The sequence below is a fragment of the Pseudomonas sp. QLc11A genome (assembly GCF_052112305.1).
Classification (GTDB): domain Bacteria; phylum Pseudomonadota; class Gammaproteobacteria; order Pseudomonadales; family Pseudomonadaceae; genus Aquipseudomonas; species Aquipseudomonas laurylsulfatiphila.
Map to the genome: position 1 here is coordinate 140,951 of NZ_JAVAJJ010000015.1, position 26,349 is coordinate 167,299.

At 63.1% G+C, this 26,349-nt stretch carries 26 protein-coding genes and 2 pseudogenes; 16 read left to right on the top strand and 12 right to left on the bottom strand.

Going from position 1 to position 26,349, the window contains the following annotated elements:
* Positions 1 to 195: 195 nt before the first annotated feature.
* Positions 196 to 1,218: pseudogene (locus tag Q8X48_RS21225) on the top strand (methyl-accepting chemotaxis protein); the annotation flags it as partial.
* 463 nt (positions 1,219 to 1,681) lie between these two features.
* Here Q8X48_RS21225 and Q8X48_RS21230 read toward each other — a convergent pair.
* Both Q8X48_RS21230 and hpaC read right to left on the bottom strand, forming a co-directional pair.
* The gene (locus Q8X48_RS21230; RefSeq protein WP_407802490.1) at positions 1,682 to 1,978 is read right to left on the bottom strand and encodes a DUF6124 family protein; all 297 of its coding nucleotides are present in this window, start codon (positions 1,976 to 1,978) and stop codon (positions 1,682 to 1,684) included.
* A gap of 477 nt (positions 1,979 to 2,455) precedes the next feature.
* Positions 2,456 to 2,968 carry a 4-hydroxyphenylacetate 3-monooxygenase, reductase component gene (hpaC, locus tag Q8X48_RS21235; protein WP_007978142.1) on the bottom strand — a complete coding sequence of 171 codons (513 nt, stop codon included), beginning with the start codon at positions 2,966 to 2,968 and terminating at the stop codon, positions 2,456 to 2,458.
* Between the two features lie 260 nt (positions 2,969 to 3,228).
* On the opposite strand from hpaC, the gene Q8X48_RS21240 reads away from it, so the two are divergent.
* Positions 3,229 to 3,858 (top strand): response regulator transcription factor, encoded by a 630-nt coding sequence (locus Q8X48_RS21240; RefSeq protein WP_126045361.1) that lies wholly within the window; start codon positions 3,229 to 3,231, stop codon positions 3,856 to 3,858.
* 199 nt (positions 3,859 to 4,057) lie between these two features.
* Here Q8X48_RS21240 and feaR read toward each other — a convergent pair whose 3' ends face one another.
* The 9 genes from feaR to Q8X48_RS21285 all read right to left on the bottom strand — a co-directional run bounded on the left by feaR (position 4,058) and on the right by Q8X48_RS21285 (position 11,979).
* On the bottom strand, positions 4,058 to 4,978 hold the full coding sequence (feaR, locus tag Q8X48_RS21245) for a transcriptional regulator FeaR (RefSeq protein ID WP_407802491.1): 921 nt from the start codon (positions 4,976 to 4,978) through the stop codon (positions 4,058 to 4,060).
* A 152-nt stretch (positions 4,979 to 5,130) separates the two neighbouring features.
* Entirely contained in the window at positions 5,131 to 6,081 is a 951-nt protein-coding gene (locus Q8X48_RS21250; RefSeq protein WP_126045359.1) for a PDR/VanB family oxidoreductase, read from the bottom strand.
* Positions 6,082 to 6,241: 160 nt separating this feature from the next.
* Positions 6,242 to 6,982, bottom strand: coding sequence for an SDR family NAD(P)-dependent oxidoreductase (locus Q8X48_RS21255; RefSeq protein ID WP_407802492.1), 741 nt, complete (start codon positions 6,980 to 6,982; stop codon positions 6,242 to 6,244).
* Between the two features lie 10 nt (positions 6,983 to 6,992).
* Positions 6,993 to 7,493 carry an aromatic-ring-hydroxylating dioxygenase subunit beta gene (locus Q8X48_RS21260; RefSeq protein ID WP_407802493.1) on the bottom strand — a complete coding sequence of 167 codons (501 nt, stop codon included), beginning with the start codon at positions 7,491 to 7,493 and terminating at the stop codon, positions 6,993 to 6,995.
* Positions 7,490 to 8,773: an aromatic ring-hydroxylating oxygenase subunit alpha gene (locus tag Q8X48_RS21265; RefSeq protein WP_407802494.1), complete on the bottom strand. Its 1,284-nt coding sequence runs from the start codon at positions 8,771 to 8,773 to the stop codon at positions 7,490 to 7,492. Before Q8X48_RS21265 ends, Q8X48_RS21260 begins: the two co-directional genes overlap by 4 nt.
* A gap of 23 nt (positions 8,774 to 8,796) precedes the next feature.
* A complete protein-coding gene (locus Q8X48_RS21270) occupies positions 8,797 to 9,921 on the bottom strand; it encodes an amidase (protein WP_407802495.1) in 1,125 nt (374 codons plus the stop codon).
* Positions 9,918 to 10,403 (bottom strand): nuclear transport factor 2 family protein, encoded by a 486-nt coding sequence (locus Q8X48_RS21275; RefSeq protein WP_407802496.1) that lies wholly within the window; start codon positions 10,401 to 10,403, stop codon positions 9,918 to 9,920. Before Q8X48_RS21275 ends, Q8X48_RS21270 begins: the two co-directional genes overlap by 4 nt.
* Before the next feature lie 3 nt (positions 10,404 to 10,406).
* The gene (locus Q8X48_RS21280) at positions 10,407 to 10,778 is read right to left on the bottom strand and encodes a hypothetical protein (RefSeq protein ID WP_007978123.1); all 372 of its coding nucleotides are present in this window, start codon (positions 10,776 to 10,778) and stop codon (positions 10,407 to 10,409) included.
* A gap of 31 nt (positions 10,779 to 10,809) precedes the next feature.
* Positions 10,810 to 11,979, bottom strand: a complete 1,170-nt coding sequence (locus Q8X48_RS21285; RefSeq protein WP_407802497.1) for an acyl-CoA dehydrogenase family protein — start codon at positions 11,977 to 11,979, stop codon at positions 10,810 to 10,812.
* Positions 11,980 to 12,048: 69 nt separating this feature from the next.
* Between Q8X48_RS21285 and Q8X48_RS21290 the strand changes: the two are divergent.
* The 9 genes and pseudogenes from Q8X48_RS21290 to Q8X48_RS21330 form a co-directional block, all read left to right on the top strand.
* Positions 12,049 to 12,126: pseudogene (locus tag Q8X48_RS21290) on the top strand (outer membrane lipoprotein carrier protein LolA); the annotation flags it as partial.
* 187 nt (positions 12,127 to 12,313) lie between these two features.
* A complete protein-coding gene (locus tag Q8X48_RS21295; RefSeq protein WP_407802498.1) occupies positions 12,314 to 13,786 on the top strand; it encodes a sensor histidine kinase in 1,473 nt (490 codons plus the stop codon).
* Between the two features lie 361 nt (positions 13,787 to 14,147).
* Complete coding sequence (locus tag Q8X48_RS21300) at positions 14,148 to 15,296, top strand: amine dehydrogenase large subunit (protein ID WP_407802499.1); 1,149 nt, start codon at positions 14,148 to 14,150, stop codon at positions 15,294 to 15,296.
* Positions 15,297 to 15,307: 11 nt separating this feature from the next.
* The gene (locus tag Q8X48_RS21305) at positions 15,308 to 15,847 is read left to right on the top strand and encodes a MauE/DoxX family redox-associated membrane protein (RefSeq protein ID WP_407802500.1); all 540 of its coding nucleotides are present in this window, start codon (positions 15,308 to 15,310) and stop codon (positions 15,845 to 15,847) included.
* A 5-nt stretch (positions 15,848 to 15,852) separates the two neighbouring features.
* On the top strand, positions 15,853 to 16,473 hold the full coding sequence (gene mauD / locus Q8X48_RS21310; RefSeq protein WP_407802501.1) for a methylamine dehydrogenase accessory protein MauD: 621 nt from the start codon (positions 15,853 to 15,855) through the stop codon (positions 16,471 to 16,473).
* An 18-nt stretch (positions 16,474 to 16,491) separates the two neighbouring features.
* Complete coding sequence (locus tag Q8X48_RS21315; RefSeq protein ID WP_407802502.1) at positions 16,492 to 17,013, top strand: methylamine dehydrogenase light chain; 522 nt, start codon at positions 16,492 to 16,494, stop codon at positions 17,011 to 17,013.
* Between the two features lie 231 nt (positions 17,014 to 17,244).
* Entirely contained in the window at positions 17,245 to 17,796 is a 552-nt protein-coding gene (locus Q8X48_RS21320; protein ID WP_407802503.1) for a cytochrome C, read from the top strand.
* Positions 17,797 to 17,847: 51 nt separating this feature from the next.
* Complete coding sequence (locus tag Q8X48_RS21325; protein ID WP_218503971.1) at positions 17,848 to 18,060, top strand: DUF4287 domain-containing protein; 213 nt, start codon at positions 17,848 to 17,850, stop codon at positions 18,058 to 18,060.
* A 14-nt stretch (positions 18,061 to 18,074) separates the two neighbouring features.
* A complete protein-coding gene (locus Q8X48_RS21330) occupies positions 18,075 to 18,746 on the top strand; it encodes a class I SAM-dependent methyltransferase (protein ID WP_407802504.1) in 672 nt (223 codons plus the stop codon).
* Between the two features lie 757 nt (positions 18,747 to 19,503).
* Here the strand turns inward: Q8X48_RS21330 and metE are convergent.
* Positions 19,504 to 21,792, bottom strand: coding sequence for a 5-methyltetrahydropteroyltriglutamate--homocysteine S-methyltransferase (metE, locus tag Q8X48_RS21335; protein ID WP_407802505.1), 2,289 nt, complete (start codon positions 21,790 to 21,792; stop codon positions 19,504 to 19,506).
* 376 nt (positions 21,793 to 22,168) lie between these two features.
* Here metE and Q8X48_RS21340 point away from each other — a divergent pair, with 376 nt between their 5' ends.
* The 5 genes from Q8X48_RS21340 (at position 22,169) to Q8X48_RS21360 (ending at position 26,271) form a co-directional block, all read left to right on the top strand.
* Complete coding sequence (locus tag Q8X48_RS21340) at positions 22,169 to 23,152, top strand: FecCD family ABC transporter permease (protein ID WP_407802517.1); 984 nt, start codon at positions 22,169 to 22,171, stop codon at positions 23,150 to 23,152.
* On the top strand, positions 23,152 to 23,919 hold the full coding sequence (locus Q8X48_RS21345) for a heme ABC transporter ATP-binding protein (protein WP_407802506.1): 768 nt from the start codon (positions 23,152 to 23,154) through the stop codon (positions 23,917 to 23,919). The genes Q8X48_RS21340 and Q8X48_RS21345 overlap by 1 nt, the downstream gene beginning before the upstream one ends.
* A 54-nt stretch (positions 23,920 to 23,973) precedes the next feature.
* The gene (locus tag Q8X48_RS21350) at positions 23,974 to 24,858 is read left to right on the top strand and encodes a ChaN family lipoprotein (protein ID WP_407802507.1); all 885 of its coding nucleotides are present in this window, start codon (positions 23,974 to 23,976) and stop codon (positions 24,856 to 24,858) included.
* A 296-nt stretch (positions 24,859 to 25,154) separates the two neighbouring features.
* Positions 25,155 to 25,760, top strand: coding sequence for an SCO family protein (locus Q8X48_RS21355; RefSeq protein ID WP_116583162.1), 606 nt, complete (start codon positions 25,155 to 25,157; stop codon positions 25,758 to 25,760).
* Position 25,761: 1 nt separating this feature from the next.
* Positions 25,762 to 26,271, top strand: coding sequence for a copper chaperone PCu(A)C (locus Q8X48_RS21360; protein WP_407802508.1), 510 nt, complete (start codon positions 25,762 to 25,764; stop codon positions 26,269 to 26,271).
* The last annotated feature ends 78 nt before the right edge of the window (positions 26,272 to 26,349 follow it).

Consider the following 26,349-nt stretch of genomic DNA (forward strand, 5'->3'; position numbering starts at 1 on the left):
GTCGACGCCCGGCAGATCGAGGTGCTTGAGCCGCTGTCACCGATTGCCGGCGCCGCACCGTGGGGCGTGCTGGTCGGCGTGCCGCAAGACGTCCTGCTGGCGCCGGTGACCACCTTGCAAAAGGAACTCGATGCCCAAGGCGTGCAAAGCACCGCGCTGGAGTTGCTGCTCGGTGGCGGTTCGGCCCTGCTCGGCCTGCTGTTGATCGGGTACACGGCGCGGCGCATTACCCGGCCGCTGCAAGTGCTGACCCGCGTGATGGAGGACATCTCCCTCGGCGAAGGCGACCTGACCCGGCGCCTGCAGGTGCAATCGCGGGATGAAATCGGCCAACTGGCAACCGCCTTCAACCGTTTTGTCGAACGCATCCACCAGTCGATGCGCCAGGTGTCCTCGGCAGCTCTCGGTGTCAATGAAGGGGCGCGGCGCGTGCTGGATGCATCGAACGCTTCGCTGAGCAATTTCGACGATCAATCCACCCGCACCAGCAGCGTGGCGGCGGCGATCAACCAGTTGGGCGCGGCCGCCCAGGAGATCGCCCACAACGCCAGCGATGCTTCGCACCAGGCGTCCGGTGCCCGACAACAGGCCGAGGACGGACGCCAGGTGGTGCAACGCACGATCGAGGTGATGAACGAACTGTCGGGCAAGATCAGTGCCTCGTGCGCCAACATCGAAGTGCTCAACGACAAGACCGTGAACATCGGGCAGATCCTCGAAGTGATCAAGGGCATCTCCCAGCAGACCAACCTGCTGGCGCTCAATGCGGCCATCGAAGCGGCGCGGGCCGGTGAAGCGGGTCGTGGTTTCGCGGTAGTGGCGGACGAAGTGCGCAGCCTGGCCGGACGCACCCAGGCCTCGGCGCTGGAGATCCAGCAGATGATCGAGGAACTGCAAGTGGGCGCGCGGGAATCGGTCACCACCATGACCGAGAGCCAGCGCCACAGCGAAGAAAGCGTCACCATCGCCAACCTCGCCGGCTCCCGCCTGGGCAGCGTGACCCAGCGCATCGGCGAGATCGACAACGTCAACCAGTCCGTCGCCGCCGCCACGGAAGAACAGACGGCGGTGGTCGAAGCCCTTAACGTCGATATCACCCGGATCAACAGCCTGAACCAGCAAGGGGTGGAGAATTTGCAAGCGACGTTGCGCGCTTGTACCGAGCTGGAACAGCAGGCCGGGCGGCTGAATCAGTTGGTGGGGAGTTTTCGGATCTGAGATTTGGGTTGCCTGACACGCAGCCATCGCGGGCAAGCCCGCTCCCACACTGGATTTTTGGCGTACTCACTTCTTGTGTTCACCAGAGATCCCTGTGGGAGCGGGCTTGCCCGCGATGAGGCCAGCACATCCAACATCACCGTCGCCTGACACCCCGCCTTCGCGAGCAGGCTCGCTCCCACATTTGAATCTCTGCCATGCACAAATCTTGTGTTCACCAGAGATCCCTGTGGGAGCGGGCTTGCCCGCGAAGAAGCCATCACATCCAACATCACCGTCGCCTGACACCCCGCCTTCGCGAGCAGGCTCGCTCCCACACTTGAATATCTGCCATGCACAAACCTTGTGTTCACCAGAGATCCCTGTGGGAGCGGGCTTGCCCGCGAAGAGGCCAGCACAGCCAACATCATCATCGACTGACACTCCGCCTTCGCGAGCAAGCCCGCTCCCACAGTGTTCGTGGTTAGCCGGGGCGATCGACCTGATCCAGCGCCCTATTCACCGCCAACTCCCCCAGCATGATCACTTGCGCGATGCCCAGCAGGGTGTTGCGGTGGGTGCCTTCCAGGAAGCCCGCCAGGTCATTGGCCATGACACTCGCCGAGGCCAGCGATTCGCAGGCGTGGGCCAGCAGGGTTTCGGTGTCGATGTCGGGGTTGATGGTGAACAGTGTGGAGGGTTTGTGCGGGGTGGCCATGATGTGCAGGGCCGGGTTGGGACAAGCGTCGTCTTGCGGTGGATCAGGGGTAACCTTCAACATCGTTCGGTCTCCAGAACTGGAGCCGTCACCGATTCGCTGCTAAACGAATGTAGGGTGGCGGCTGTACGCAGGTTAGCAGACCGGGGAGACACGAAACCGGCGCGCCCGAGGGCGCCCTGCGCACAGCTGCCGTCAAGTGCAGGGATGGGGAATACCTGACTGTGTGGACTGCCAATGCACCTCGTGTCACCACGGGCTGCTAAACCCGACCACTGGAAATCAGTGATGCGGACCAAGTTACCGATGACCTCCAAGACGCACAAGCCGGCGGATTCTGGCGTACCTGTAGGCAATGCCGCAAGGTGTTGTAGCTTGCAGGAAGTTACTCCTACAGCCGTTAAACAAACATTCCAAACTGGCACCGCCATCGCGAGCAAGCTCGCTCCCACAGGGACTTTCAGCGAACGCAACATCTGTGTTCGACTCAAATCCACTGTGGGAGCGAGCTTGCTCGCGATTGAACGATAACGCGGTCTATCAGCAATGCGCGCCGGCATGTTCCAGGCGATGGAACAAGCGGTTGAAATACACCAGGCTGTCACGTGGTTCGCGCACGCCGACCTTCGTCAGCTCCACGAACATCACCGAGTGCGAGCCCACTTCCTTGCACTCGCTGATCCGCCCTTCGAGCTGCACCAGGGCATCGCGCAGCACCGGCACGTCGGCCGCGCCGTCGTCCCACAGGTCCCAGGCGAAACGCTCGGCCATCGGCACCTTCGTCATGCCGGCGAAGTGTCGGGCCAGTTCTTCCTGCTCGCCACACAGCACGTTGACGCACAGGTGGCCGTTGGTGCGGAACACGTCGTGGGTGGCGCTGTTGCGGTTGACGCACACCAGCACGGTGGGCGGTGAGTCGGTCACCGAGCACACGGCGCTGGCGGTGATGCCACAGCGCCCGCCGGGGCCGTTGGTGGTGATGATGTTCACCGCCGCAGGCAACTGCGCCATGGCGTTGCGAAAGTCGATTTGCTGCTGGCTCAGGTCGGCCATGTCGATGCCCCTTCCTTCAGGAGGACCGCCATCTTGCGGCCCGTAGGTGATGGAGCAAGACTAAGGCTGCGGGCGCGGCACAACCATTCTGACGATCCCCATGGCGAGGTTGGGTTTCCGCTAGTCGACTAGGTGGTTTCTTTATCGCAAGGGCCGGCCACAGTGGGTATTCTGCTTACAGGCTCCAGAAAGACGAGCCGATGCGTGCCGCGCGTTCGCGTGCGAAAACAATAATTAGAAAACTTTCGTGGCAGCCCCCGATGGAAACCCGCAAACCGATTGTTTATATCGTTGACGACGACAAGGACCTGCGCACTTCGCTGGCGTGGTTGCTGGAGTCCGTCAGCGTGCAGGCGCAGTGCTTTGCCGGCGCCGAAGAATTCCTCAGCCAGTACGACCCCAAACAGCCCGCCTGCCTGGTGCTCGACGTGCGCATGCCGGAGACCAGCGGTTTCCAGTTGCAGGAAATCCTCAACCAGCGCGGCAGTACTCTGCCGACCATCTTCGTCTCGGCCCATGGCGACATTCCGATGTCGGTCACGGCGATGAAGAACGGCGCGCTGGATTTCGTCGAGAAGCCCTACAACCCGCAACAGATGATCGACCGCATCCAGGCCGCGCTGAAGACCGCCGTGCACGCCCAGGCCGATCAACAACAGCGTCAGAACCTGCAGGGCAAACTGGCGTTGCTGACCAGCCGGGAACGGGAAGTGTTGATGCTGGTGATCGATGGCAAGGCCAGCAAGGTGATCGCGCGGGAGCTGAACATCAGCGTGAAGACCGTTGACGTGCACCGCACCAAGATCAAGGAAAAGATGGGCGTGACCAGCATCGCCATGCTGGTGCGCGAGGTGCTGCATTTGCCGGTGGATGAGCCGGTGCGGCATTGAGCATTTTGTATTCGCCGTCGGACCTCATCGCGAGCAAGCTCGCTCCCACAGGTTGATCCCGGCCGTACACAGATCTTGTGTTCACCGCTCCCACATTTTTTGATCCCGGCCGTACACAGGCTTTGTGTTCACCAGAGATCTATTGTGGGAGCGGGCTTGCCCGCGATGAGGCCAGCAAATACACCATCAATGGTAGATGTCAGTTGTGGCTATAGCGCTTGCGATAAGCCCCTGGTGACACGCCGAAGCGCGATTTGAAGGCCGACGAGAAGTAGCTCGAATCCGAGAAGCCCCACGCATAACACAGCGCCGACAGCTTCTGCTCGACATCGGCGCGGCGCAGGTTTTCGGCGCAGAAGTCCAGGCGACGATGCTTGATGTACTGCGCCACTACCAGCCCGCGCTTGGAGAACATCCGGTACAGGCCGCGCACGGAAATCCCGACTTCACGGGCGATCAACTCGGGGCACAGTTCTTCGTCGCTGAGATGTGCGTCAATGAACGCGATGATCTTGCGGAACTGCCGCTCATGGGGATCAGCCGCGCTGTCCCGGGCGCTGATACCTGGCAACAACAAACTGGCCAGGGCATCGAGCACGGCCTCGCTTTCCTGCATGTCCAGCCCTTCCTGCTGGCGAGTCTCCAGCACCAGCTTGTTGGCCATCGCCGCCAGGGGGCTGCTGGCCGCGATGCGCGTGGCGCAGTTGACGGCATTGAAGTGCGAGCCACGCTCGACCACCTGGCGCGGAAGAATCAGCGACAGCTGTCGGCAATCGTCGTGGTAGGTCATGTCGCTCGGACGGCTGGCGTCGATCAGCGCAATGTCGCCACAACCCAGTTGCGCGCGGTTGTCGCCCTGCTCCAGCTGTGAACTGCCACGCATCTGGAACACGGCGTAGTAGTGGCCGTCGCTGCTGGTGCTGACGTCCTTGCTGGTGCGATACAAATGCACGTGCGCCATGTCGACCACACTGAGGTTGATCGCACCGCTGCGAAATTCCGCCAGTTCGCCGTAGAAATCAGTGTCCAGCGCCCGTGCGTCGAAACGCCCACAGGCCTGGTTCACCTGGTTCAACCAACTTTCGAACGCCTCGTTGCGCACCGTCGATGCTGTAATCATGTCCGCAAAGCCTCACGTTTTTTGTTGTTATTTTTCGACCGCTTCATCGAGCGGTTCGTCAAACCGTTGTTTCTGTAGCCATCGCCTCCCTCGACGGCCGCCGGGCGCCCATTCAACAGGCTCCGGCGCACGCTTTCCAGCCTTCCCGAGGCTTAAATGTCCAATACCAGACGAGCGGAAAGCGCCCGTGATACACAGGCGCAGATCTGCTTGTTGGACGCCTTTTCCTTGTTCGACAGGCAGTTGTCGCGGTGCTCCGGTACGCCGTCCAGCACTTCGACGATGCAGGTGCCGCAAATGCCTTCGCGGCATTCGGTGTCGATGTCGCAACCGTGGGCCTGCAGCACGTCGACCAGACTGGCGTCGGCCGGCACGTGCAGCACCACGCCGGAACTGGCCAGCTCCACTTCGAACGTGCCGGCCGGAGCGCTGTTGGCCGCCGGGTCCGCCGCGAAGTGTTCGAGGTGAATGGCCTCATCCGGACGACTGCGCGAAGCCACTGCCACCACTGTGTTCATGAAGGGTGCCGGGCCGCAGGTGTAGACATGGGCGGCGCTGCCGGCACGCTCCAGGCATTCACTCAACGCTGCGTCGAGATCCGCGGGCTCCACGCCGTAGTGAAACTCCACGTGGTCGGCAAAACGGGTCGCCAACAGCTCGGTAAACGCGGCGTACTGCGCCGAACGGGCGAAATAATGCAGGCGATACGGCTGGCCGCTTTCCGCCAGTTTGTAGGCCATGCTCAGCAGCGGCGTGACACCGATACCGGCGGCGAACAGCAGGTGTTCACTGGCACTTTCATCGAGACGGAACAGGTTGCGCGGCGCGCCCATTTCCAGCTCCATGCCCTCCTCGACCTGCTCGTGCAACGCCAGCGAACCGCCGCGCGACTGCGCTTCTTTCTTCACCGCCACCAGGTACGCACGGCGATCCTGCGGCGGGCTGCACAGCGAATACTGGCGGGTCACCCCAGTCGGCCCGGTCAGGTCGACGTGGGCACCCGGTTCATAGGTGTCGAGCGGCTGGCCGTCACTGCGCACGAGGCGAAAGGAGCGGATATCCAGCGCTTCGTCGACGATCCTTTCGATCTTCACCTTCATCATTGCATCACCTGAATACACTTGGTTGGGTTTAACACTACGGCCAGATCCAGACCTTGTAGGAGCGAGCCTGCTCGCGATGGACTTTCAGTTACATCGGTGTCGACTGACACACCATCGCGAGCAAGCTCGCTCCTACAAGGATCATTTTCCAGCCATGAAGTCAGCGCATGAACAAGCCGCCGTTGATGTCCCAGCACGCGCCCGTGACAGAGGCGGCGTTGTCGGCGATCAGCAGCAACACGCTGTCGGCGATGAACGCTGGATCACCGAGGGTGCCGGCCGGGATCATTTTCAGGATCTGCTCCAGACGCTCCGGCGCCACGGTTTCGCGCACCACCGGCAAGTCCAGCGGACCCGGCGAGATGCTGTTGACCGTCACCCCTTGGGGCGCCAGTTCACGGGCGAAAACCTTGGTCAGGGTCGCCACGCCGCCCTTGGCCGCCGCGTAGTGCGCGCCGGTGGCGGTGCCGCCGTTCTGCCCGGCCAGCGACGCGATGTTGACGATGCGCCCGAAGCCACGCTCGGCAAAGTGCGCGCCGAACACCTGGCAGGCCACGAAGGTGCCGCGCAGGTTGATCGCCATCGACTCATCGAACTCTTCTGGCGTGATGTCCATCAGCGCCGCGACTTTCGACACGCCGGCGTTGTTCACCAGAATGTCGGTGCCGCCCCACTGCTCAACGAGCAGGTCGCGGGCACGCTGGAAGTCGGCCTTGCTGCGCACATCCAGTTCGATGGCCATGGCGCTGGCGCCGCTGCCATCGAGTTGCAGAGCCAGTTGCTGCACGCCGTCGAGGCGTACATCCGCCAGGGCCACGCGATAACCTGCCGCGTGCAGACGGCGGGCGATGCACTCGCCCAGCCCGCGCGAGGCACCCGTTACGAGGGCTACTCGACTCATGATGGTGCCCTCACAAAAGGAAGCCGAGCGCGCTCAGGCTGTCGGTGGAGTTGATCAGGCGCACCACCTTGCGTTCCAGGGTCGGCACGCCGTCGGTGAAGCGGATGCGGTGGTTCAGGTCGGCCACGAATGGCGTGTGCACGCCGCGCTTGTAGGCGTACAGCAACTGCGCGGAATTCACTTCGACGATGTCACCGGCCGCTTCCACCAGACGGAAACGCGAGACGGTGCGAATGGTTTTCGCCGCGTCCACCGCCGACGGCGAGAAGCCGGCGCTCAGTCGTTCGATGCGCAGGGCACGCATGCGTGCATCGTCGTAGGCGTAGTTGAGGGTCGCTTCAAAATCCTCGGTGTCCGGGTCGATCGGCACGATGTACTTGCCGCTGTCGCTCCACAGGGTCGCCCACTCGGCATAGTTCTTGTGGTCGAGCAGTTCGGCTTCGCGCCAGATGAATTCGATGGCCTGGGCCAGGGGACCGGTAAAACCGTTCAGGGTGTCGTGATTGCTCATTGGCTCATCATCCTTTTCCACATGTCGTAGGCACCGCGCATGCCGCCTTCGTCGGTGGCGTGGCTGACCTTGTCGCCGTTTTCAGCGGTGATTTCGCGGTTCAGGCCGCGGTTGACCAGGATCGGCGCGTCGACGCCGGCATACGAGCCGCGCTGCACGCGGTCCCAGGCTTCGGCATCGTCAGGGCTGCCGAAACCGAACGGACCCTGGAAGTGTTCGTGGATGCGCATGCGCTCGCGGTTGGCGATTTCCGGGCCGCCGTCCATGCCGAGGGCCACGTGACGGATCTCGGTTTCGGTGACCGACACCGGGCGCAGCACGCGGAAAAACGACATCGACATCGCCACGTTGGGGAACAGGTTCAGGTTGAAACCGGCGCCGTGCAGCGAGCGCACGATGCGACGCACCTGATCGGCCGGCAGGGTTTTCGACAGTTCTTCAGTGACGTGGGCGAAGCGTTCCTGCAACTGTTCGGTGCCGTCGTCGTGATCCAGGTCGACGTGCTCCGGCACCATCACCATCACGCTGTGGCCATTGCCCAACGAGTGGGTCACGGCTTGTTCATCGGTCATGAACGAGAGCATTTCCGAGGTTTCTTCGTCCACCGACGACATGAACGACTTGTGCACGATCGGGAAGTGATAACCGTCGGTGGTGTTTTCCAGCTGGATCTTCCAGTTGCCCTTGAAGCTGAACTTGTGTTCACCCTGGGTCTTGATCGGGTAGCCGGCGCCCTGCTTCATGAACAGGTCCATCCAGTGTTTGGCACCGCCGAGGAAGTCTTCCAGCGGTTCGATCTCGTCGTTGTAGCTGGCGAAGACCATGCCGGCGTAGCTTTCGACGCGCAGGCTGGTCAGCGGCAGTTCGGACTTCTCCAGGATGCCTTCGTAACCGTCCGGATACGGCAACGCCCGCAGCTTGCCGTCCAGGCCATAGGACCAGCTGTGGTACGGGCAGGTGAAGCCGGTGGCGTTGCCCTTGTGCTTCTCGCACACGGTGGCGCCACGGTGGCGGCAACGGTTTTCCAGGACGTTGATGGTGTTCTTCTTGTCGCGCACGACGATCACCGGGCGACGGCCGATGGTGGCGGTCTTGAAGTCGCCGCTGTTGCGCACCTCGCTTTCGTGGGCCACCCACACCCAGGTGCGGTAGAAAATCTTTTCCAGCTCGGCTTCGAACAGCGCCGGGTCGTTGTACAGCGAGACGTCGACGCGGTCGTGACTGACCAGGTCTTCGGGGCTTTTCGACGTTGCGATCAGCCGGTATTCATGAGTGCTCATGCGGTTCTCCTCATGGCTTCTTTTCAGATTTGGGTTGTAGAGGCTTGAAGTTGCGCGCCAAAGGCGCAGACCAGCTCGTCCTGACCTTTGCGGCCGACGATTTGCAGGCCGACTTTCAATCCGCCGCAATCGAGCTCCACCGGCACCGTCAGCGCCGGGTGACCGCTGAGGTTGAAAGGCCGCACCAGCGGGGTCATGCCAGCCACGGCCTTGCTGCCGGCGCGGGCTTCGCTGAGGGTTGGTGGCAAGGTCGGCAGCGTCGGCAACAGCAACACGGCAAAGTCTTCCAGCGCCGCATCGACCTGTTGCGTGAAGCGCGCGCGCACGGCCTCTGCCTCTGCGAGCTCTTCACGCGTAGTACGGCTGGCCGCCAGCAGGCGTGTCTCGACATCGGCGCCGATCAGGCCTTTGCCGGTGAGATGACCGAACGCGGCCCAGTTTTCAAAATTGATCACGGTCAGGCCGGCGGCGAACGCCGCTTCGAATTCGCTCAGGTGCAGGTGGCTGCGACGCCAGCCGGCACGGTCGGCTGCGGCACCGAGACTGGCTTGCAGATGCGTGTCACAGGCCACGTCGAGGAAGCCGACTTTCGCGCCGTCTGCGGGCAGTCCCTGCACCTCAAAGCCTGGACAAATCACCCGCATGGCGGCGATCAGGTCGTCCATGCTTTTGGCGAACGGCCCGACGCAATCGAGGCTGGACTCCAGCGGATGAGCACCGATGCGGCTGACACGGCCATAGGTCGGCTTGAGCCCGGCGATACCGCAGCACGCTGCCGGCACCCGCACCGAACCTCCGGTGTCGGTGCCGAGGGCGATGTCTGCCAGGCCGGCGGCGACGGCCGAGGCCGAACCGCTGGAGGAACCGCCCGGCACCCGGTCCGGCGCCTGCGGGTTCACCGGTGTACCGGTCCAGTCGTTGATGCCGGTGACGCCAAAGGCCAGTTCATGCAGGTTGGTCTTGCCGACGATCTGCCAGCCGGCGTCGAGGATCGCGTCGACCACTTCGGCGTTTTTCGTTGCAGCGGGTGCATCGGCGAAGGCACGGCTGCCCGAACGGGTCGGGTGGCCGGCAATGTCGATGGAGTCCTTGATGGCGACGCGCTTGCCGTTGCCACCGAGAAGGAATTCGCTGATGAAAGTACTCATGTGCCCGCTCCCAAGGTGAAGAGCTCCATGTTGAACAGCCGTTGCGTGCGGAAATGGGCGATCAGCCAGGTGCCGTCAACGCAGCGGAAATCGATGTTCAGGCGCGTGCCGAACAGCTCGCTGCGGCCATCGGCGTAGGTGGAAATCTGCTGCATGATCCACTGCCCTTGCGCCGTGCTGCCGTCGACGCTGATCGACTCGCTGGTGAGGTAATGCAGGTTCAGGCAAAAGTGCTCGGACGGCGGTAAATAGCTGCCGACAAAAGCTGCCACGGCATCACGCCCACGGTGCTGACCAAAGGTCTGCGCGGTCTGGCTGCCGACGCCTTCCCAGATCGCATCGATGCAGAACAGCTCAGCCAATTCGCTGACATGGGTAAGCGCCCTCGGCACATCGCACAGATCCATGTAGCGCGCCATCAAACGGCGCACTGCGCTCTCCCCTTCGAGCGTCTGAAGACGCTGCAGCAAGGCCTCGTTCATGGCTTACACCCTGGCCGCGTCAGGGATAGTCAGCGGGCGACCGATGCGCGCTTCGACCTTGGCGTAACGCCACAGGCTGTACTCGCCCACCGGCGTGGTACGGAACAGGTTGCAGGCGTCGATCACCGACTGGTGGCAGTCGACGTCGGCCATGATGTACACGGTCCAGGGTGAGGTGGTGGACGGGCCGACCATCAAGCGGTCGTCGTCCATGGCACCGAGCACGGTGATGCCGGGCATGGCGCCGAGGGAGCCCATCATCTGGCTGAAGCCCTTCCACACGCTCAGGCCTTCGCCAGTGGGCAGGTCGAAAAAGTTCTGGGTGATGCCGATGCAGAAGACGACGCGCAACGGTTCCTGGGTAGCTTGGGACATGCTGTTGATCCTTGAAAAAAGTAATGAAAAATCAGACGTAGCCCGGGAACGGCGGCACGCCGAGGAACACCGAGCCGGCGCCGTCGTACAGCCCTTCGCTGAGGAAGGCGTGCTGGGTCACCACCATCGAGTCGCGCAGGTAGCGTTGCAGCGGATGACGCAGGTAAATGGCGGTGGTCCCGGCCAGGCTGTAGGCGCTCTGCACCACCTCGGCCCCCGCCTGGGAGACATGGATCGCCGACAGGCGCAGCAGGCTGGTCTGCTCCGGCGTGACCGGGTTGCCGGCCAGGATCGAGTTCCACACCTGCTCGGTGGCGTTGTAGAAGAACCCCCGTGCGGCCATCAGCTTGGCTTCGGCCTTGGCGATCTCGATGCGCACGTAAGCGCGGTCGGCCATTTTCGGCGCACCGGTAATGCCGCCGGCGCCGGCCATGCGACTGATTTCGTCCAGCGCTGCACGGGCCAGGCCGAGGTTGACCACGGCCAGCACTTGCGCGGCGTAGGCGATCGACGGGTAGCGGAACAGCGGTTCGTCGATGGTGGCGGCACCGCCACGGATGAAGGTCCAGCGGTCCTCGACGAATTTGTCGGTGACGCGCAGGTCATGACTGCCGGTGCCCTTGAGGCCGACCACGTCCCAGTTCTCGACGATCTCGACCTGGCTGGCCGGGAATACCGCCGTGCGCGGTTTGCCGCCCGCCGCACTGGCGCCGATGCCGACACCCAGCAGGTCCGCGCCTTTGCTGCCGCTGGCGAACTTCCAGGTGCCGTTGACCTGCCAGCCGCCTTCCACCGCCTCGGCTGGCTGCAGCGGGAACAACCCGCCGGCGAACACCAGGTCCGGACTCTCCGCGTAGATTTCAGCCAGGGTTTGCGGTGGCAAGGCCGCCAGATAGACACCGGCGCTGCCGAAGCTGGCGACCCAGCCCGCCGAGCCGTCGGCTTCGGAGATGCGTTCGATCATGTGCAGGAACAGCGCCGGCGCCAGGGCGTCGCCGCCGTAGCATTTCGGCGTGGCGGCGCGGTAGATACCCAACTGCTTGAAGCGCTCGATCATGTCCCGAGGCACGTGGGAGCCGGCGTCGAATTCTTCGCGGCGTTGGCGAACCTCATCCAGCACCTGCTCAAATAGCTGACTCTCGACCATTGGCACGACCGGGCCGGACACAGGGTCTTGTTGCGCGACAGCTGAACGCAGCATGGGCTAGTTCTCCGTTTTGATTATTGTTAGAGGGCTCCACCGCTCCTTGTAGGAGCGAGCTTGCTCGCGATGGTCGTCAACGATGACGCTGGAAACCTGGCACCCCGTGGCGCTCTCAGGTTCATCGCGAGCAAGCTCGCTCCTACAAGGGTCGGGTCGTTACCCTTGCATTGGAGGCCAGTGTAAAAACCGCATCCGCCCGCCACTATTGGTGCGTGCAGCCCCCTCACTAAAGAAAACCCCTAGGTCCACGCCGGTTACCTCTGAGCGCATCGCGCTGTGCGAGCCGGTATAAAACGCCATACTGCAAATCTCTGCCGCCAGGGGCCGTGCGATGTACCTGCCAAAACCGAACGACTTTTTTGCCCTGATCGAAGCCATGCCGCTGTGCATCATTCTTCATGACGCGCACACCAAGGAGATTCTCTGGGCCAACGCCGCTGCCCTGGCGGCGCTGGGCTTTACCCTGGAGGAGCTGACGCCGCTCAAGGCCCCGGACATGACCCGCGATGCGCCGAAGTACCGACGTTCGGTCGGCTTGCGCTGGCTCGAAGGCGCGGCGCGCACCGGGCAGCGCGCCATCGAGTGGTGCTATCGCTCCAAGCAAGGGGTGGAGATTCTGTCCGAGGCGGTGGCGACCCTGGTGCACCTGGACGGTCGCGACGTGTTGATGGTGCAGTTCCGCGACATCTCCAAAGAGGACAAGGTCAAGCGCGACCTCAAGCGTTTCGAAAGCCGGCTCAAGGCCTTTATGCAGGACCTGGCCGAAGGCGTGGCGGTGCTCGGCCCCGAGGGCGACATCCGTTTTATCAGCGACTCCGGCGCGCACCTGCTCAACAGCGAAGTGCACCAGCTGATGGGCAAGAACTTCCTGGCCTGGTGCGACGACGCATCCGGCCAGCGCCTGTTGCAACAGCTTGCCCATGAGACGCCGGAACACGCGCCGTTCAACGTGCATTACAAGGTGCAACGCCGGGATGGCGAGTGGCGTTGGCATGACGCAACCTGCCGCTACATCGAGATCGAGGACGATCTGGTCGGCCATCTGCTGCTGTTCCGCGACGTCACCGAGCAGGTCCAGGCCGAGGAAGCGCGGCGGGTCAGCGAGCAGAAGCTCGAGTACCTGGCGCGCTACAACGCCATGGGCGAAATGGCCGTGGCCATCGCCCACGAACTGAGCCAGCCCTTGGCCGCCACCCGCAACTTCATTGAAGGCACGATGATTCGCCTGGGCAACGCCGGCGAAACCGATCAAGGCGTCGCCTGGGGTTTGCAAAACGCAGTGCGGCAAATCGAGCATGCCTCGGTGATCATCAAGAGCGTGCGCGATTACGTGGTCAAGCTGGAGCAATCCGAACAGCGGGTCGACCTTAATGAGCTGCTGCGCGAAACCCGCTACTTCATCAGCCTGCGCGCCGATCCGAGCCGGGTGCGCGTGGAAATCATCGCCTCGCCCGAACCGCTGATGGTGAGTTGCGAGAAGGTGCTGATCGGCCAGGTGATCCTCAACCTGGCCTTCAACGCCATCGAAGAAATGGCCGACCTGCCCGCCGAACGTCGCGTGTTGCGGATCCAGGCCAGCCGCGACAACGAGGTGGCGCTGGTGCGCATCGAAGACTGCGGCCGTGGCATCCAGGCCCAGGCGCAAGAGAAGCTGTTCGACGGCTTTTTCTCCTCCAAGGTCAGTGGCAATGGCATTGGCCTGGCGCTGTGCAAGAACATCATCGGCCGCCACCGGGGCGATATCTGGGCGCAAAACCTGGCGCCGTGCGGCGCTGTGTTCAGCTTTTCCCTTCCCCTCGCCTGACCAGCACAACTCCTCTGGTCTGACATACACAAACCCCGTGGCGAGGGGGCTTGCCCCCGTTCGGTGGCGAAGCCGCCGCAAAACCTGCTGGCATGGTGTGACTGGAAAATACTGGGGCCGCTTCGCGACCCAACGGGGGCAAGCCCCCTCGCCACAAGTGCAGCGTCGCCCTCCCCCTCTCAGACCATTCAACCCCCGGCTTTATCACCTTGTGCAGCCAGTTTCATGACACTGGCACAGACACACAAACACTTGGCAGGCAGGGCAATTCTCCTGATCGCCGGGCACGGCAGAATCAAAGGGTAAAAATCTGCCAAAGCACCCGCGATCCGCGTTACCAACAATTCAGGAAGTTCCCCTTATGCGAACAAACAGGATCTCCGTACAGTCAGCGCTTGGCCTGAGCCTGCTTGTACTCGGTTTGAACAGTGCCCGCGCGGATTTGCCCGCCGGTACGATTGGCCAGACCGTTCTGGCGTTTCCACCCGAAGCTCACCGCGCGTTCGTCATCGACGTCGAGTTCGACAGTTTCGTCGCTGGCCGCGTGACCGTGGTCGACCCGGACCAGAAGCGCATCCTCGGCATGGTGCCGACCGGTTTTGCCGCGCCGTCGACCCTCAGCCATGACAAGAAGACCCTCTACAGCGCGGACATCTGGTATTCGCGCGGCACCCGCGGTACCCGTACCGACGTGCTGACCGCGTGGGACAGCTCGACACTGTCGCCGACCTGGGAAGTGCTGATCCCGAACAAGCGCGCCGAATCGCTGACCCAGCGTTATGCGCTCAAGCCGAGTGGCGACGACAAGTTCGTCTATGTCTACAACTTCACGCCGTCGACTTCGGTCACTGTGGTCGACACCCAGGCCAAGGCCGTTGCCACGGAAATCGCCATCCCCGGTTGCGTGCTCAACTACCCGATCGGCAACCGTCGCTTCGCCTCGCTGTGCGGCGACGGCAGCCTGCAAGTGGTGACCCTCAACGATCAGGGCCAGGAAACCGCGCGCAGCCGCACGCCGTTCTTTGATCCGAACGCGGAAAAACTGGTAGAGCGCGCGGTCAACGTCGGCGACACCTACTACTTCACCACCACGACCGGCACCGTGCGTCCGGTGGATTTCGCAGGTAGCGCGCCGAAGATCCTGCCGTCCTGGTCGCTGGTTACCGAGGAAGAAAAGAAGGCCGGTTGGGCACCGGGTGGCTGGCAGTTGATGGCCGTGGCACCGAAGCTGGACCGCCTGTATGTGCTGATGCACGACGCCCACGAAGCCATGAAGTGGGAAGACCCGAGCCCGCTGATCTGGGCGTTCGACCTCAAGACCCACAAAAAGGTAGCGACCCTGGAAGCCCCGGTTCCGGTGTGGAGCATGCAGGCCACCGGTGACGACAAGCCGCTGTTGCTTGGTACCGATGTGGAAGGCGGTTTGCAGATTTTCGATCTGAAGACCAACAAGCTCACCGGCAGCATGCCGAAAGTCGCGAAGACCGCGACTCAGGTCCTGAGCTACTGAGAGGTTCGGCCATGCACACAGATCCGATCTTCATCATAGCCAGCGCCATCGCCATCGCGGTGTTGCTGGCCAGCGCCGCGACCCACAAGTTGCGCGCGCCGGCCCGCTTCGCCCGGCAACTGGCGGACTACCAACTGCTGCCCCAGGCGCTGGTGCGCCCGACGGCACGGCTGGTGCCGCTGCTGGAACTGGCCATCGCCTTTGCCCTGCTGGTGCCGGTCAGCCGTGGTTACGCCGCGGTGAGCGCGGCCAGCCTGTTGGCGCTGTACGCCGCCGCCATCGGCATCAACCTGTGGCGCGGTCGCGCGGACATCGACTGCGGTTGCGCCGGTCCCGACCAGGCACAACCGCTGCGCCCGGTCCTGCTGGCGCGTAACAGCGCACTGGTGCTGCTTGCACTGGTGGCCAGCGTGGCGCCGGTCGCCCGCGACCTCAACCTGTTCGATGGTTTCGTGACCCTGGCCGCCGCCGCGGTCGCGTTGCTCATCTACGCCGCGGCCGATGGCTTGCTGGCGAACTCCCCTCTTCTGCTCAAATTGATTGGTAGGTAATCGAAATGGAAGGCTTGATTGTTTCCAACGTTCTGCTCTGGGTGCTGCTGGTGGCCGTGGCGTTTGTCGTCATGGGCCTGGTGCGGCAGATTGGCGTGCTGCACGGGCGTCTGGCCCCCGCTGGTGCGCTGATGGTCGACAAAGGCGTGGCGGTCAATGAACCCGCGCCGCAAATCACTGCCAGCGATCGTCACGGTCGCCCGGTGAACTTCGGTTATGCCGGTGAAAAATCGCAATTGCTGTTCTTCCTCTCGCCGACCTGCCCGATCTGCAAGTCGCTGCTGCCGGCGATCAAATCCATCGCCAAGGAACAAGCGGGCAGTCTGGACGTGGTGTTCGTCAGCGATGGCGACATGGACGCCCAGCAAGCGCTGATCCGTGAACACAAACTCGAAGACACCACCTACGTGGTCGGCCCGCAAGTGGGCATGACCTACCAGATCGGCAAGCTGCCGTATGCCGCACTGATCGACAAGGCCGGCACCCTGCGCGCCAAGGGCCTGGTCAACTCCCGCGAGCACCTGGACAGCCTGTTCGAAGTCGAGCACCTCAAGCACGCCACGTTGCAGCAGTACCTCAATGCCCAACCCCACACCCACGACCACAGCCACGGCCATAGCCACTGATAAGGCAGGGAGACGTTTATGAAACTGCTGGATCTGTTGTTCGAGCGCTCGACCCGCCGTGTGGCCGACACCACTTCGCGCCGTCAATTGCTGTCGCGCATGGGCTCGCTGATGGTGGCCGGTGCCGCCCTGCCCTTGCTGCTGCCGCTGGACCGTACCAGCAAGGCCCTGGCCGCGGAGCCGGCACAGGCTGGCGACCCGGGTGATCCGAACAGCTGCGACTACTGGCGCTACTGCTCCATCGACGGTTTTCTGTGCAGCTGCTGCGGTGGTTCGGTGACCTCCTGCCCGCCAGGCACCGAAGCCTCGCAAGTGACCTGGATCGGCACCTGCCGCAACCCGGCCGATGGCAAGGACTACATCATTTCCTACAACGACTGCTGCGGTAAGCAAAGCTGCGCCCAGTGCGCCTGTACCCGTAACGACAGTGAAGAACCGGCTTACCGCCCGTTCAACAACAACGATGTGAACTGGTGCCTGGCCGCCAAGTCGCACATCTACCACTGCACCGTTTCGGTGATCCGCGGCGTCGCCGTCTAAACGCGCACTTTCCGCCGGTTGCTCGCGCAATCGGCGGTTTTTTTTCTGTGGCTGCTTTTGTTTTTTTTACGGCTTTGTGTGTGTGTGTGCACCTGTAGGAGCGAGCCTGCTCGCGAAGAACTCAAGGGCGACGCGTTAAACCAGATAGCCCGCGCTATCGTTGACGTCCTTCGCGAGCAGGCTCGCTCCTACATTGAGGTGCCAAACCGGTCATCAGCGGAGGTTTGTTTTATGCGTAGGTTGATATTGCTCGGACTCGTCTGCGCCCTGAGCGCCCCGCTCGCGTTCGCCCGGGCCATTCCCGACCCGGCGCAAGGCCATGCGCCGGGCAACGAAGAGGTTCAAAAACCGATTGCCCAGGCCGGCTACGGCGTCGGCGTCAACTATCAGCTGCAATGTGCCGGTTGCCACCTGGGCGACGGCACGGGCTCCGCCGCCAACGACACGCCACGGATGAAAGGCTTTGTCGGCAACTTCCTGAAGGTACCGGGCGGCCGCGAATTCCTCGTGCGGGTGCCGGGCATGTCGCAGTCGGCGCTGAACAACGCGCAACTGGCGGACTTGCTCAATTGGCTGATGCGTAAAGACGGCATGGCGGGCGAAAGCCTGCCGGCCGACTATCAGCCTTACACCGCCGAAGAAGTCGCGGCGCTGCGTGCCCGGACCATGCTCAACCTGCCCGGCACCCGCAGCGAGTTGATCAAGGCCATGCGCGCCCGGGGCATCGCGATCGATGACGGGATGACCGCTGGAACGATGGACTCGCCGATGGCAAATCAGTAACGTAACCGGTGCTGCTTTCGACCCCACCAAAGCGAAATGGGAGTTTGCATCGTGACCGAAGAGACAAAACCCAAAGGACCGGCTTCGTACTTCCCGTCAATCGAGAAGAAGTATGGCCAGCCGATCAGCCATTGGCTGGACCTGCTTAAAACCCTCAGCGACAAGAAACACATGGAAATGGTGGCCTGGCTCAAGACCGAACACGGCATGGGGCATGGCCACGCCAACGCGTTGGTTGCCTATCATTTGGCAACTGCCAAATAGCGCCGGACAACGTCATGCCCGCCCCCGAATCCACCCTCCTCGACAGCTGGCACCACAATGCCCGGGCCTGGATCGACGCCATCCGCACGGGCACCATCGAAAGCCGTCTGAAGGTCACCGACCAGGCCATCCTGCTGGCGGTGCTGGGGCGCCAGCCCGAGCGGGTGCTCGACCTGGGTTGCGGCGAAGGCTGGCTGTTGCGTGCGCTGACGGACCGGGGCATCGAGGCGGTCGGTGTGGATGGCGATGCGACGCTGGTGGAGGCGGCGCGGGCGGCGGGCGCTGCACCGGTGCATCTGGCGAGCTATGAACAGCTGGCAGAGGCAGCCGTCGACATCGGCCGCGACTACAACCTGATCTGCGCCAACTTCGCCCTGCTGCATCAGGACATCATCCCCCTGCTCGGCGCCATGAACAGCCTGCTCGCCCCTGGCGGCGCGCTGGTGATCCAGACGCTGCACCCGTGGGCCGCTGCGGCGGGCGACTATCAGGATGGCTGGCGGCAAGAGACCTTTGCCGGATTCAAGGGCCAGTGGCAGCCCATGCCGTGGTACTTCCGCACCCTGTCCAGTTGGCTCAACGCGCTGGACATGGCCGGTTTTGTACTGGCCGGCTTGCAGGAACCGCAGCACCCGCAGAGCCCTGTGCCGCAGTCGTTGCTGTTGGTGGCCGAGCCGCGGCTGTAGGAGCGAAGAGGCCCGCACATTCGACATCAATGTTGCCTGACACTCCGTCATCGCGAGCAAGCTCGCTCCCACAGGTTAAGGGGCTGTACGCAAAATCTGCGAACTAACCAGGTCACTGTGGGAGCGAGCTTGCTCGCGATTGCGGTCTGGCAGTCACTACAACGGTGTCTGTCATGCCGCCTTCGCGGGCAAGCCCGCTCCCACAGGTTCAGCGGTTGAGCGCAAAATCTGCGAACTAACCAGGTCACTGTGGGAGCGAGCCTGCTCGCGATAGCGGTCTGGCAGTCACTACAACGGTGTCTGTCATGCCGCCTTCGCGGGCAAGCCCGCTCCCACAGGTTCAGCGGTTGAGCGCAAAATCTGCGAATTAACCAGGTCACTGTGGGAGCGAGCTTGCTCGCGATTGCGGTCTGGCAGTCACTACACCGGTGTCTGTCATGCCGCCTTCGCGAGCAGGCTGCTCCCACAGGTTCAGGGCTGTACGCAAAATCTGCGAACTAACCAGGTCACTGTGGGAGCGAGCTTGCTCGCGATTGCGGTCTGGCAGTCACTACACCGGTGTCTGTCATGCCGCCTTCGCGAGCAGGCTCGCTCCCACAGGTTCAGGGCTGTACGCAAAATCTGCGAATTAACCAGGTCACTGTGGGAGCGAGCTTGCTCGCGATTGCGGTCTGGCAGTCACTACACCGGTGTCTGTCATGCCGCCTTCGCGAGCAGGCTCGCTCCCACAGGTTTCAGTGGTGCGTCCAGCAAAGCGTCAGGCCCACTCTTTACGCAATTGACGCGCAGCGTTGACCATGTGCACCAGCGCCGCTTCGGTTTCCGGCCAGCCGCGGGTTTTCAGGCCGCAGTCCGGGTTGACCCACAGACGCTCGGCGGGAATGCGCCTGGCGGCCTTGCGCACCAGGTTGGCCATTTCCGAGGCGTCCGGCACCCGTGGCGAGTGGATGTCGTACACGCCGGGGCCGATGTCGTTCGGGTAGGCGAAGGCTTCGAACGCGTCCAGCAACTCCATGTCCGAACGCGAGGTTTCGATGGTGATCACGTCGGCATCCATGGCGGCGATGGACTCGATCACATCGTTGAACTCGCTGTAGCACATGTGGGTGTGGATCTGGGTTTCGTCCCGCACACCCGAGGCGCACAGGCGGAACGCTTCGGTCGCCCAGTCCAGGTAGTGCTGCCACTGCGCCTGGCGCAACGGCAAACCTTCGCGGAACGCCGCTTCGTCGATCTGCACGATCCTGATCCCGGCGACTTCCAGGTCCACCACTTCGTCGCGAATGGCCAGGGCCAGCTGACGGGCCTGTACTTCACGGGTCACGTCTTCGCGTGGGAACGACCACATCAGCATGGTCACGGGACCGGTCAGCATGCCCTTCATCACTTTGTCGGTGAGGCCTTGGGCGTAGCGGATCCACTCCACGGTCATGGCTTTCGGGCGGCTCAGGTCGCCGAAGATCACCGCCGGTTTCACGCAGCGCGAACCGTAGCTCTGCACCCAGCCAAAACGCGTGAACGCATAGCCGTCGAGTTGCTCGGCGAAGTATTCGACCATGTCGTTGCGCTCGGCTTCACCGTGCACCAGCACGTCCAGGCCCAGGCATTCCTGCACTTGCACGGCGTGGCGGATCTCGCTGTGCATCGCTTCGGTGTATTCGGCCTCGGTCAGCTTGCCTTGCTTGAACGACTGGCGCGCCAGACGGATCGACGCGGTTTGCGGGAACGAACCAATGGTGGTGGTCGGGAACAGTGGCAGGTTCAGGCGGGCGCGTTGCCTGGCGATACGCTGGGCAAACGGCGATTGACGCTGGCTGTCCTTGGTAGTGATCGCGGCGACACGCGCCTGAACAGCCGGCTTGTGGATGCGTGGCGATGCAGCCCGGGCAGCCTGAACGGCGCGGCTTTGGCTCAGCGCCTGGAGTACGTTCGGCGCTTCGGGCTCGTTGACTGCCTGAGCCAGCAGCGCGACTTCTTCACACTTCTGCACGGCAAACGCCAGCCAGCTTTTCAGCTCGGCATCGAGCTGGTCTTCGCGGCCCAGATCAACCGGGCTGTGCAGCAGCGAGCAGGACGGCGCGACCCACAGGCGATCACCCAGGCGTTCGTGAGCGTGCTGCAGGGTGGCCAGGGCGTTTTCCAGGTCGCAGCGCCAGACGTTACGGCCGTTGACCACACCCAGTGACAGCACTTTATAGGCCGGCAGGCGGTCGAGAATGGTCGGGTACTGTTCAGGCGCACGCACCAGATCGATGTGCAGACCATCCACCGGCAGGTTGGCGGCCAGGCCCAGGTTCTCTTCCAGGCCACCGAAGTACGTGGCGACCAGCTTCTTCAGCGGATCGCGCTGGATCAGGTTGTAGGCGCGTTCGAAGGCGTTTTTCCATTCTTGTGGCAGATCGAGGACCAGGATCGGCTCGTCGATTTGCACCCACTCGACGCCCTGCGCCGCCAGGCGCTGGAAGATCTGGCCGTACAGCGGCAGCAGGCGCTCGAGCAGTTCGAGCTTGTCGAACCCGGCGCCCTTGGCCTTGCCCAGCCACAGGTAGGTCAGCGGGCCGATGATGACGGGCTTGACGTTATGCCCCAGTGCCCGGGCTTCTTCGACTTCTTCGAACAGTTGATCCCAGCCAAGCTGGAACTGTTGGTCGGCGCTGAATTCCGGGACCAGGTAGTGATAGTTGGTGTCGAACCACTTGGTCATTTCTTGGGCGTGGGCGCCGCCGCAGCAGCTGTCGCTCACACCGCGAGCCATGCCGAACAGGGTCTGCAGACTGGCCTTGCCATCGTGCGGGCGGAAACGCTCGGGGATCACACCGAACATCAAGGAGTGGGTCAGGACCTGGTCGTACCAGGCGAAGTCGCCGACCGGCAGCAGTTCGATGCCGGCCTTTTTCTGCAAGTCCCAGTGAGTCTTGCGCAGGTCACGGCCAACGGCACGCAGGCCGGCTTCGTCCAGCTCGCCCTTCCAGAACGCCTCTTGGGCCTTTTTCAGTTCACGGTCGCGACCAATGCGCGGAAATCCAAGGGAATGGGCCACAGCCATGTCAAATAACTCCAATGCGTTCAATGGGGCTATTGTCGACAGTGCCGATGAGTGAGACAAACTCATTTTAATCGTGATGATCACAAGTTCTTCTCATGATCGGTAGCGCTGCGCAACCGGCGCTGGATGGACACCTGGTTCAACGCGCTCGTCCCCAGTGTGCGTAAGCCGGGCGTCGATGGCATCATCACCCGCTACGAAGTTTTCGATGTCCGCCCTCTCTGATCGACCAAGGAATAGTCGCGATGCGTATCAAAACACGGCTGGCCTGTGCAACAGTGCTCTACCCGCACGCCACAGCGCAGACCACCGGGATCAACCCATGACGGCCATTTTCCGGCCGCGTCCGACCTTGATCTGTTTGCTGCTGTTGCTGGTGCTGGTGTTCTGGCTGTCCCTGGCCCTCGGCCCGGTGAGCCTGCCGCTGGGCGATACCATGCTGGCCGGGATGCGCCTGCTGGGTTTGCCGCTTGACGGGGGTGACACGCAGCAGGCGGAGCTGATCCTCGGTCAGATCCGCCTGCCGCGCAGCCTGCTTGGCATCGCCGTGGGCTCGGTACTGGCGTTGTCCGGCGTGGCGATGCAGGGGTTGTTCCGCAACCCCTTGGCGGACCCGGGCCTGGTCGGCGTGTCCGGTGGTGCCGCGCTGGGTGCCGCCCTCGCCATCGTCGGCGGCAGCCTGCTGGGTGGCGTGCCGCCAGCGGTAGAGCCTTACCTGCTGTCGGTCAGCGCCTTCGCCGGTGGCTTGATCGTCACGGCGGTGGTGTATCGCTTCGGCCGCCGCAACGGGCAAACCGACGTTGCCACCCTGCTGTTGGCGGGTGTGGCGATGACGGCCATGGCCGGTGCCGGCGTGGGTCTGTTCACCTACCTGGCCGATGACGCGACCCTGCGCACCCTGACGTTCTGGAACCTGGGCAGCCTCAACGGCGCCAGCTATCCGCGCCTGTGGCCGTTGCTGATCGTCACCCTGGGCGTGGCGCTGTGGTTGCCACGTCGCGCGGCGGCACTCAATGCCATGCTGCTGGGCGAGTCGGAGGCCCGTCACCTGGGCTTCGACATCGAGCGCATCAAGCTTGAGCTGGTGCTGTGCACGGCGCTCGGCGTCGGCGCGGCCGTCGCGGCGGCCGGCCTGATCGGCTTCATCGGCCTGGTGGTGCCGCACCTGATGCGCCTGCTGGTCGGCCCGGATCACCGGGTGTTGCTGCCCGCGTCGTTACTGGCCGGTGCGAGCCTGCTGTTGCTGGCCGACCTGGCCGCGCGCCTGCTGTTGGCGCCGGCCGAATTGCCGATCGGCATCGTGACCGCACTGATCGGCGCGCCGTTCTTTCTCTATCTGCTGGTACGAGGGCGTTCCTGATGCTGCGGGCAAACAACTTGCTGGTACGTCGTGGCAACCGCACGGTACTGGCGAACATCGATATCCAATTGCGCCCCGGTGAAGTGCTCGGCGTGCTGGGACCGAACGGCGCCGGCAAAAGCACCCTGCTCGCCGCCTTGTGCGGCGAACTGCCAACCAGCGAAGGCAGGGTCAGCCTCGACGAGCGTCCGCTCGCCGACTGGCCGGGCCAGGAACGGGCCAGGCGCCTGGCCGTACTGCCGCAGAGTTCGAGCCTGAACTTTGCGTTCTCGGTCAATGAAGTCGTGGGCATGGGGCGCCTGCCTCACGCCAGCGGCCGCGTGCGCGATGGCGAAATCGTCGCCCAGGCGCTTTCAGCGGCCGATGCGCTTCATCTTGCCGGGCGCAGTTATCTGGCGCTGTCCGGCGGTGAACGCCAGCGCGTGCATCTGGCGCGGGTGCTCGCTCAACTCTGGCCGGGGGCCGAAGGGCAAACCCTGCTGCTCGATGAACCGACGTCGATGCTCGATCCGCTGCACCAGCACACCATTTTGCAAGCCGTGCGCGACTTCGCCGAGCACGGTGCAGCGGTGCTGGTGATTCTGCACGACCTCAATCTGGCTGCACGTTACTGCGATCAACTGCTGTTGTTGCAACAGGGCCTGCCCCACGCCTACGGTCCACCGGCACAGGTGCTGACCGCCGAGGCGCTGGCGGCGGTGTATGGCCTGGAGGTGCTGATTCACCAGCACCCGGAACGCGGCCACCCGTTGATCATCGCGCGCTGATACCGTCCCCTCCTTCGTTGATCGAGGGGGCTTTTGTCTATTCAAGGAAAACCGATGCGCTTTCTATTGCTGTGTGCGTTCAGCCTGTTGGCTGCCTGCCAAACCCATTCTGTAACGCCGCCCCCGGCGCCGATTGCCCCGCAAGGGCGCGATCACGCCGATCTCGGCGTCATCCGCGAACTGGCCAGCGGTCGTACGCTGACCCCGCAGGAACTGGTCGAACGCCTGGCCGTTGCGCCGCGGGTTCTGGTCGGTGAACAGCACGACAACCCGGACCACCACGCCCTGCAATTGTGGTTGCTGCGCGAGCTGGCGGCACAGCGTGCCCAAGGCAGTCTGCTGATGGAGATGCTCAATCCCGATCAACAGGCCAAAGTCGATGCCGCGCAAGCCGCGACCCGCGCCGGCCAGCCGCCGGAGGATGCGTTCAAGGCGCTGGCCTGGCAGGCCAATTGGGACTGGAGCGTCTATGGTGCCCTCGTCACCTACGCGCTGCGTCAACCCTATCCGCTGCTGGCGGCGAATCTGGATCGCGCGCAGATCATGCAGATCTACCGACAACGCCCTGAGTTGAATGGCGAAGCATCCACCACCCGACAGGTGCAGGCGACCTTGCTCGACGACATCCGCCAATCCCATTGCGGTCTGCTGCCCGAATCACAAATGCCGGCCATGCTCGCCGTGCAGCAACAACGCGACCGGCGCATGGCCGAGCGCCTGATGGCCGCGCCGACGCCGGCGTTGCTACTGGCCGGGGCCTTTCATGTGCGCAAGGATCTCGGGGTGCCACTGCACTTGAAAGACCTCGGTGCCGGTGAAGGCAACGCCGTGCTGATCCTCGCCGAAGCGGGCAAGACCGTGACCGCCGAGAGCGCGGATTACGTGTGGTACACAGCCGCACAGCCGGAACAGGATCATTGCGCGAAGCTGCGTCGTTAATTGTGGTGAGGGAGCTTGCCTGTGGCGAGGGAGCTTGCTCCCGCTGGACTGCGCAGCAGGCCCTCTTTTTTGGGGTCGCTACGCAACCCAGCGGGAGCAAGCTCCCTCGCCACAAGAGCACTATTGCCCTCAGCCGAACATGTTGCGGCGCGACACTATGTCACGCCTCTGCGCCGGTCCAATGGTCGTATCCACCCCGCCGCCACCGGCACAGTTTGTTAAGATCCCCCCGATTTTTTCGTCTGTACAGTCACTACGCTGTCAGTTTCAGCCTGTTCAACAGGATGCTTTTTTCCATGAGTACTTTGTATACCCGCCGAACTGTCCTGCAAGGCATGGGCCTGTTGAGCCTGGGCCTGCTCGCCGGTTGCGACGACAGCAGCAAGCTGTCGTTCAAGTACGGCAAAGACCTCAGCGACAAGATCATGGGGCGTAACTTCAAGCTCACGAACGCCGAGGGCGAAACCAGGATGCTGGGCAGCTATCGCGGCCTGATGCCGATGGTGTTCTTCGGTTTCACCCAGTGCCCGGCCGTGTGCCCCACCACGCTGGCCCGTGCCGCCCAGGCCAAAAAGCTGATGGGCCGCGATGGCGAAAGGCTGCAGGTGGTCTTCATCACCCTGGACCCTGAGCGCGACACGCCAGAGCTGCTCGACAAATACGTCAAGGCCTTCGACCCGAGTTTCGAAGCGCTGTACGGCACCCTGGAACAAACCGCCGCCACCGCCAAGGAATTCGGCGTGTTCTTTGAAAAAGTCCCGAGCGGCGATACCTATACCCTCTCCCATACCGCGACCAGTTATGTCTTCGACTCCCGGGGCAATCTGCGCCTGGGGCTGTCCGCGTCCCTGACGGCCAAAGAGTGCGCAGAGGACCTGCTCACCGTGATGGAGGTTTGCTGATATGAATGCCCCGCAGGCTAAGAACCGTTTCGCGCAACGTTGCAAGCAACTGGCACTGGGCTTGTCCCTGGTCGGCCTGGCCTTTCAGGTGTCGGCACAAACCCGGGTCGACGACGCCTGGGTCCGCGCCACCGTAGCCGGCCAGCCATCGAGCGGCGCCTTCATGACCGTCACCGCGAGCAGCGACAGCAAACTGTTGAGCGTGCAAACGCCGGTGGCAGGTCTGGTGCAGATTCATGCAATGAGCATGAAAGACGACGTGATGAAAATGCAGCAGGTGGACGCCGTGGCACTGCCGGCCGGTAAAGCGGTGAGCCTGGATCCCAATGGCTACCACATCATGCTCATGAACCTGACGGGCCAGATCAAGGAAGGCGACAAGGTGCCGCTGACCCTGACCGTCGTAGATGCCAAGGGCGAGAAAGAGTCGATCCAGGTTGAAGCCGTTGCCAAGGCGATTGGCACCATGGATCACGGCAACATGGCGCATGATCACAGCAAGATGAATTGATACCCGCGTAACACTGTAGGAGCCGGCTTGCCGGCGATGGGGCCAGGGGAACCTGCATCGATCTTGCGGCCCTCATCG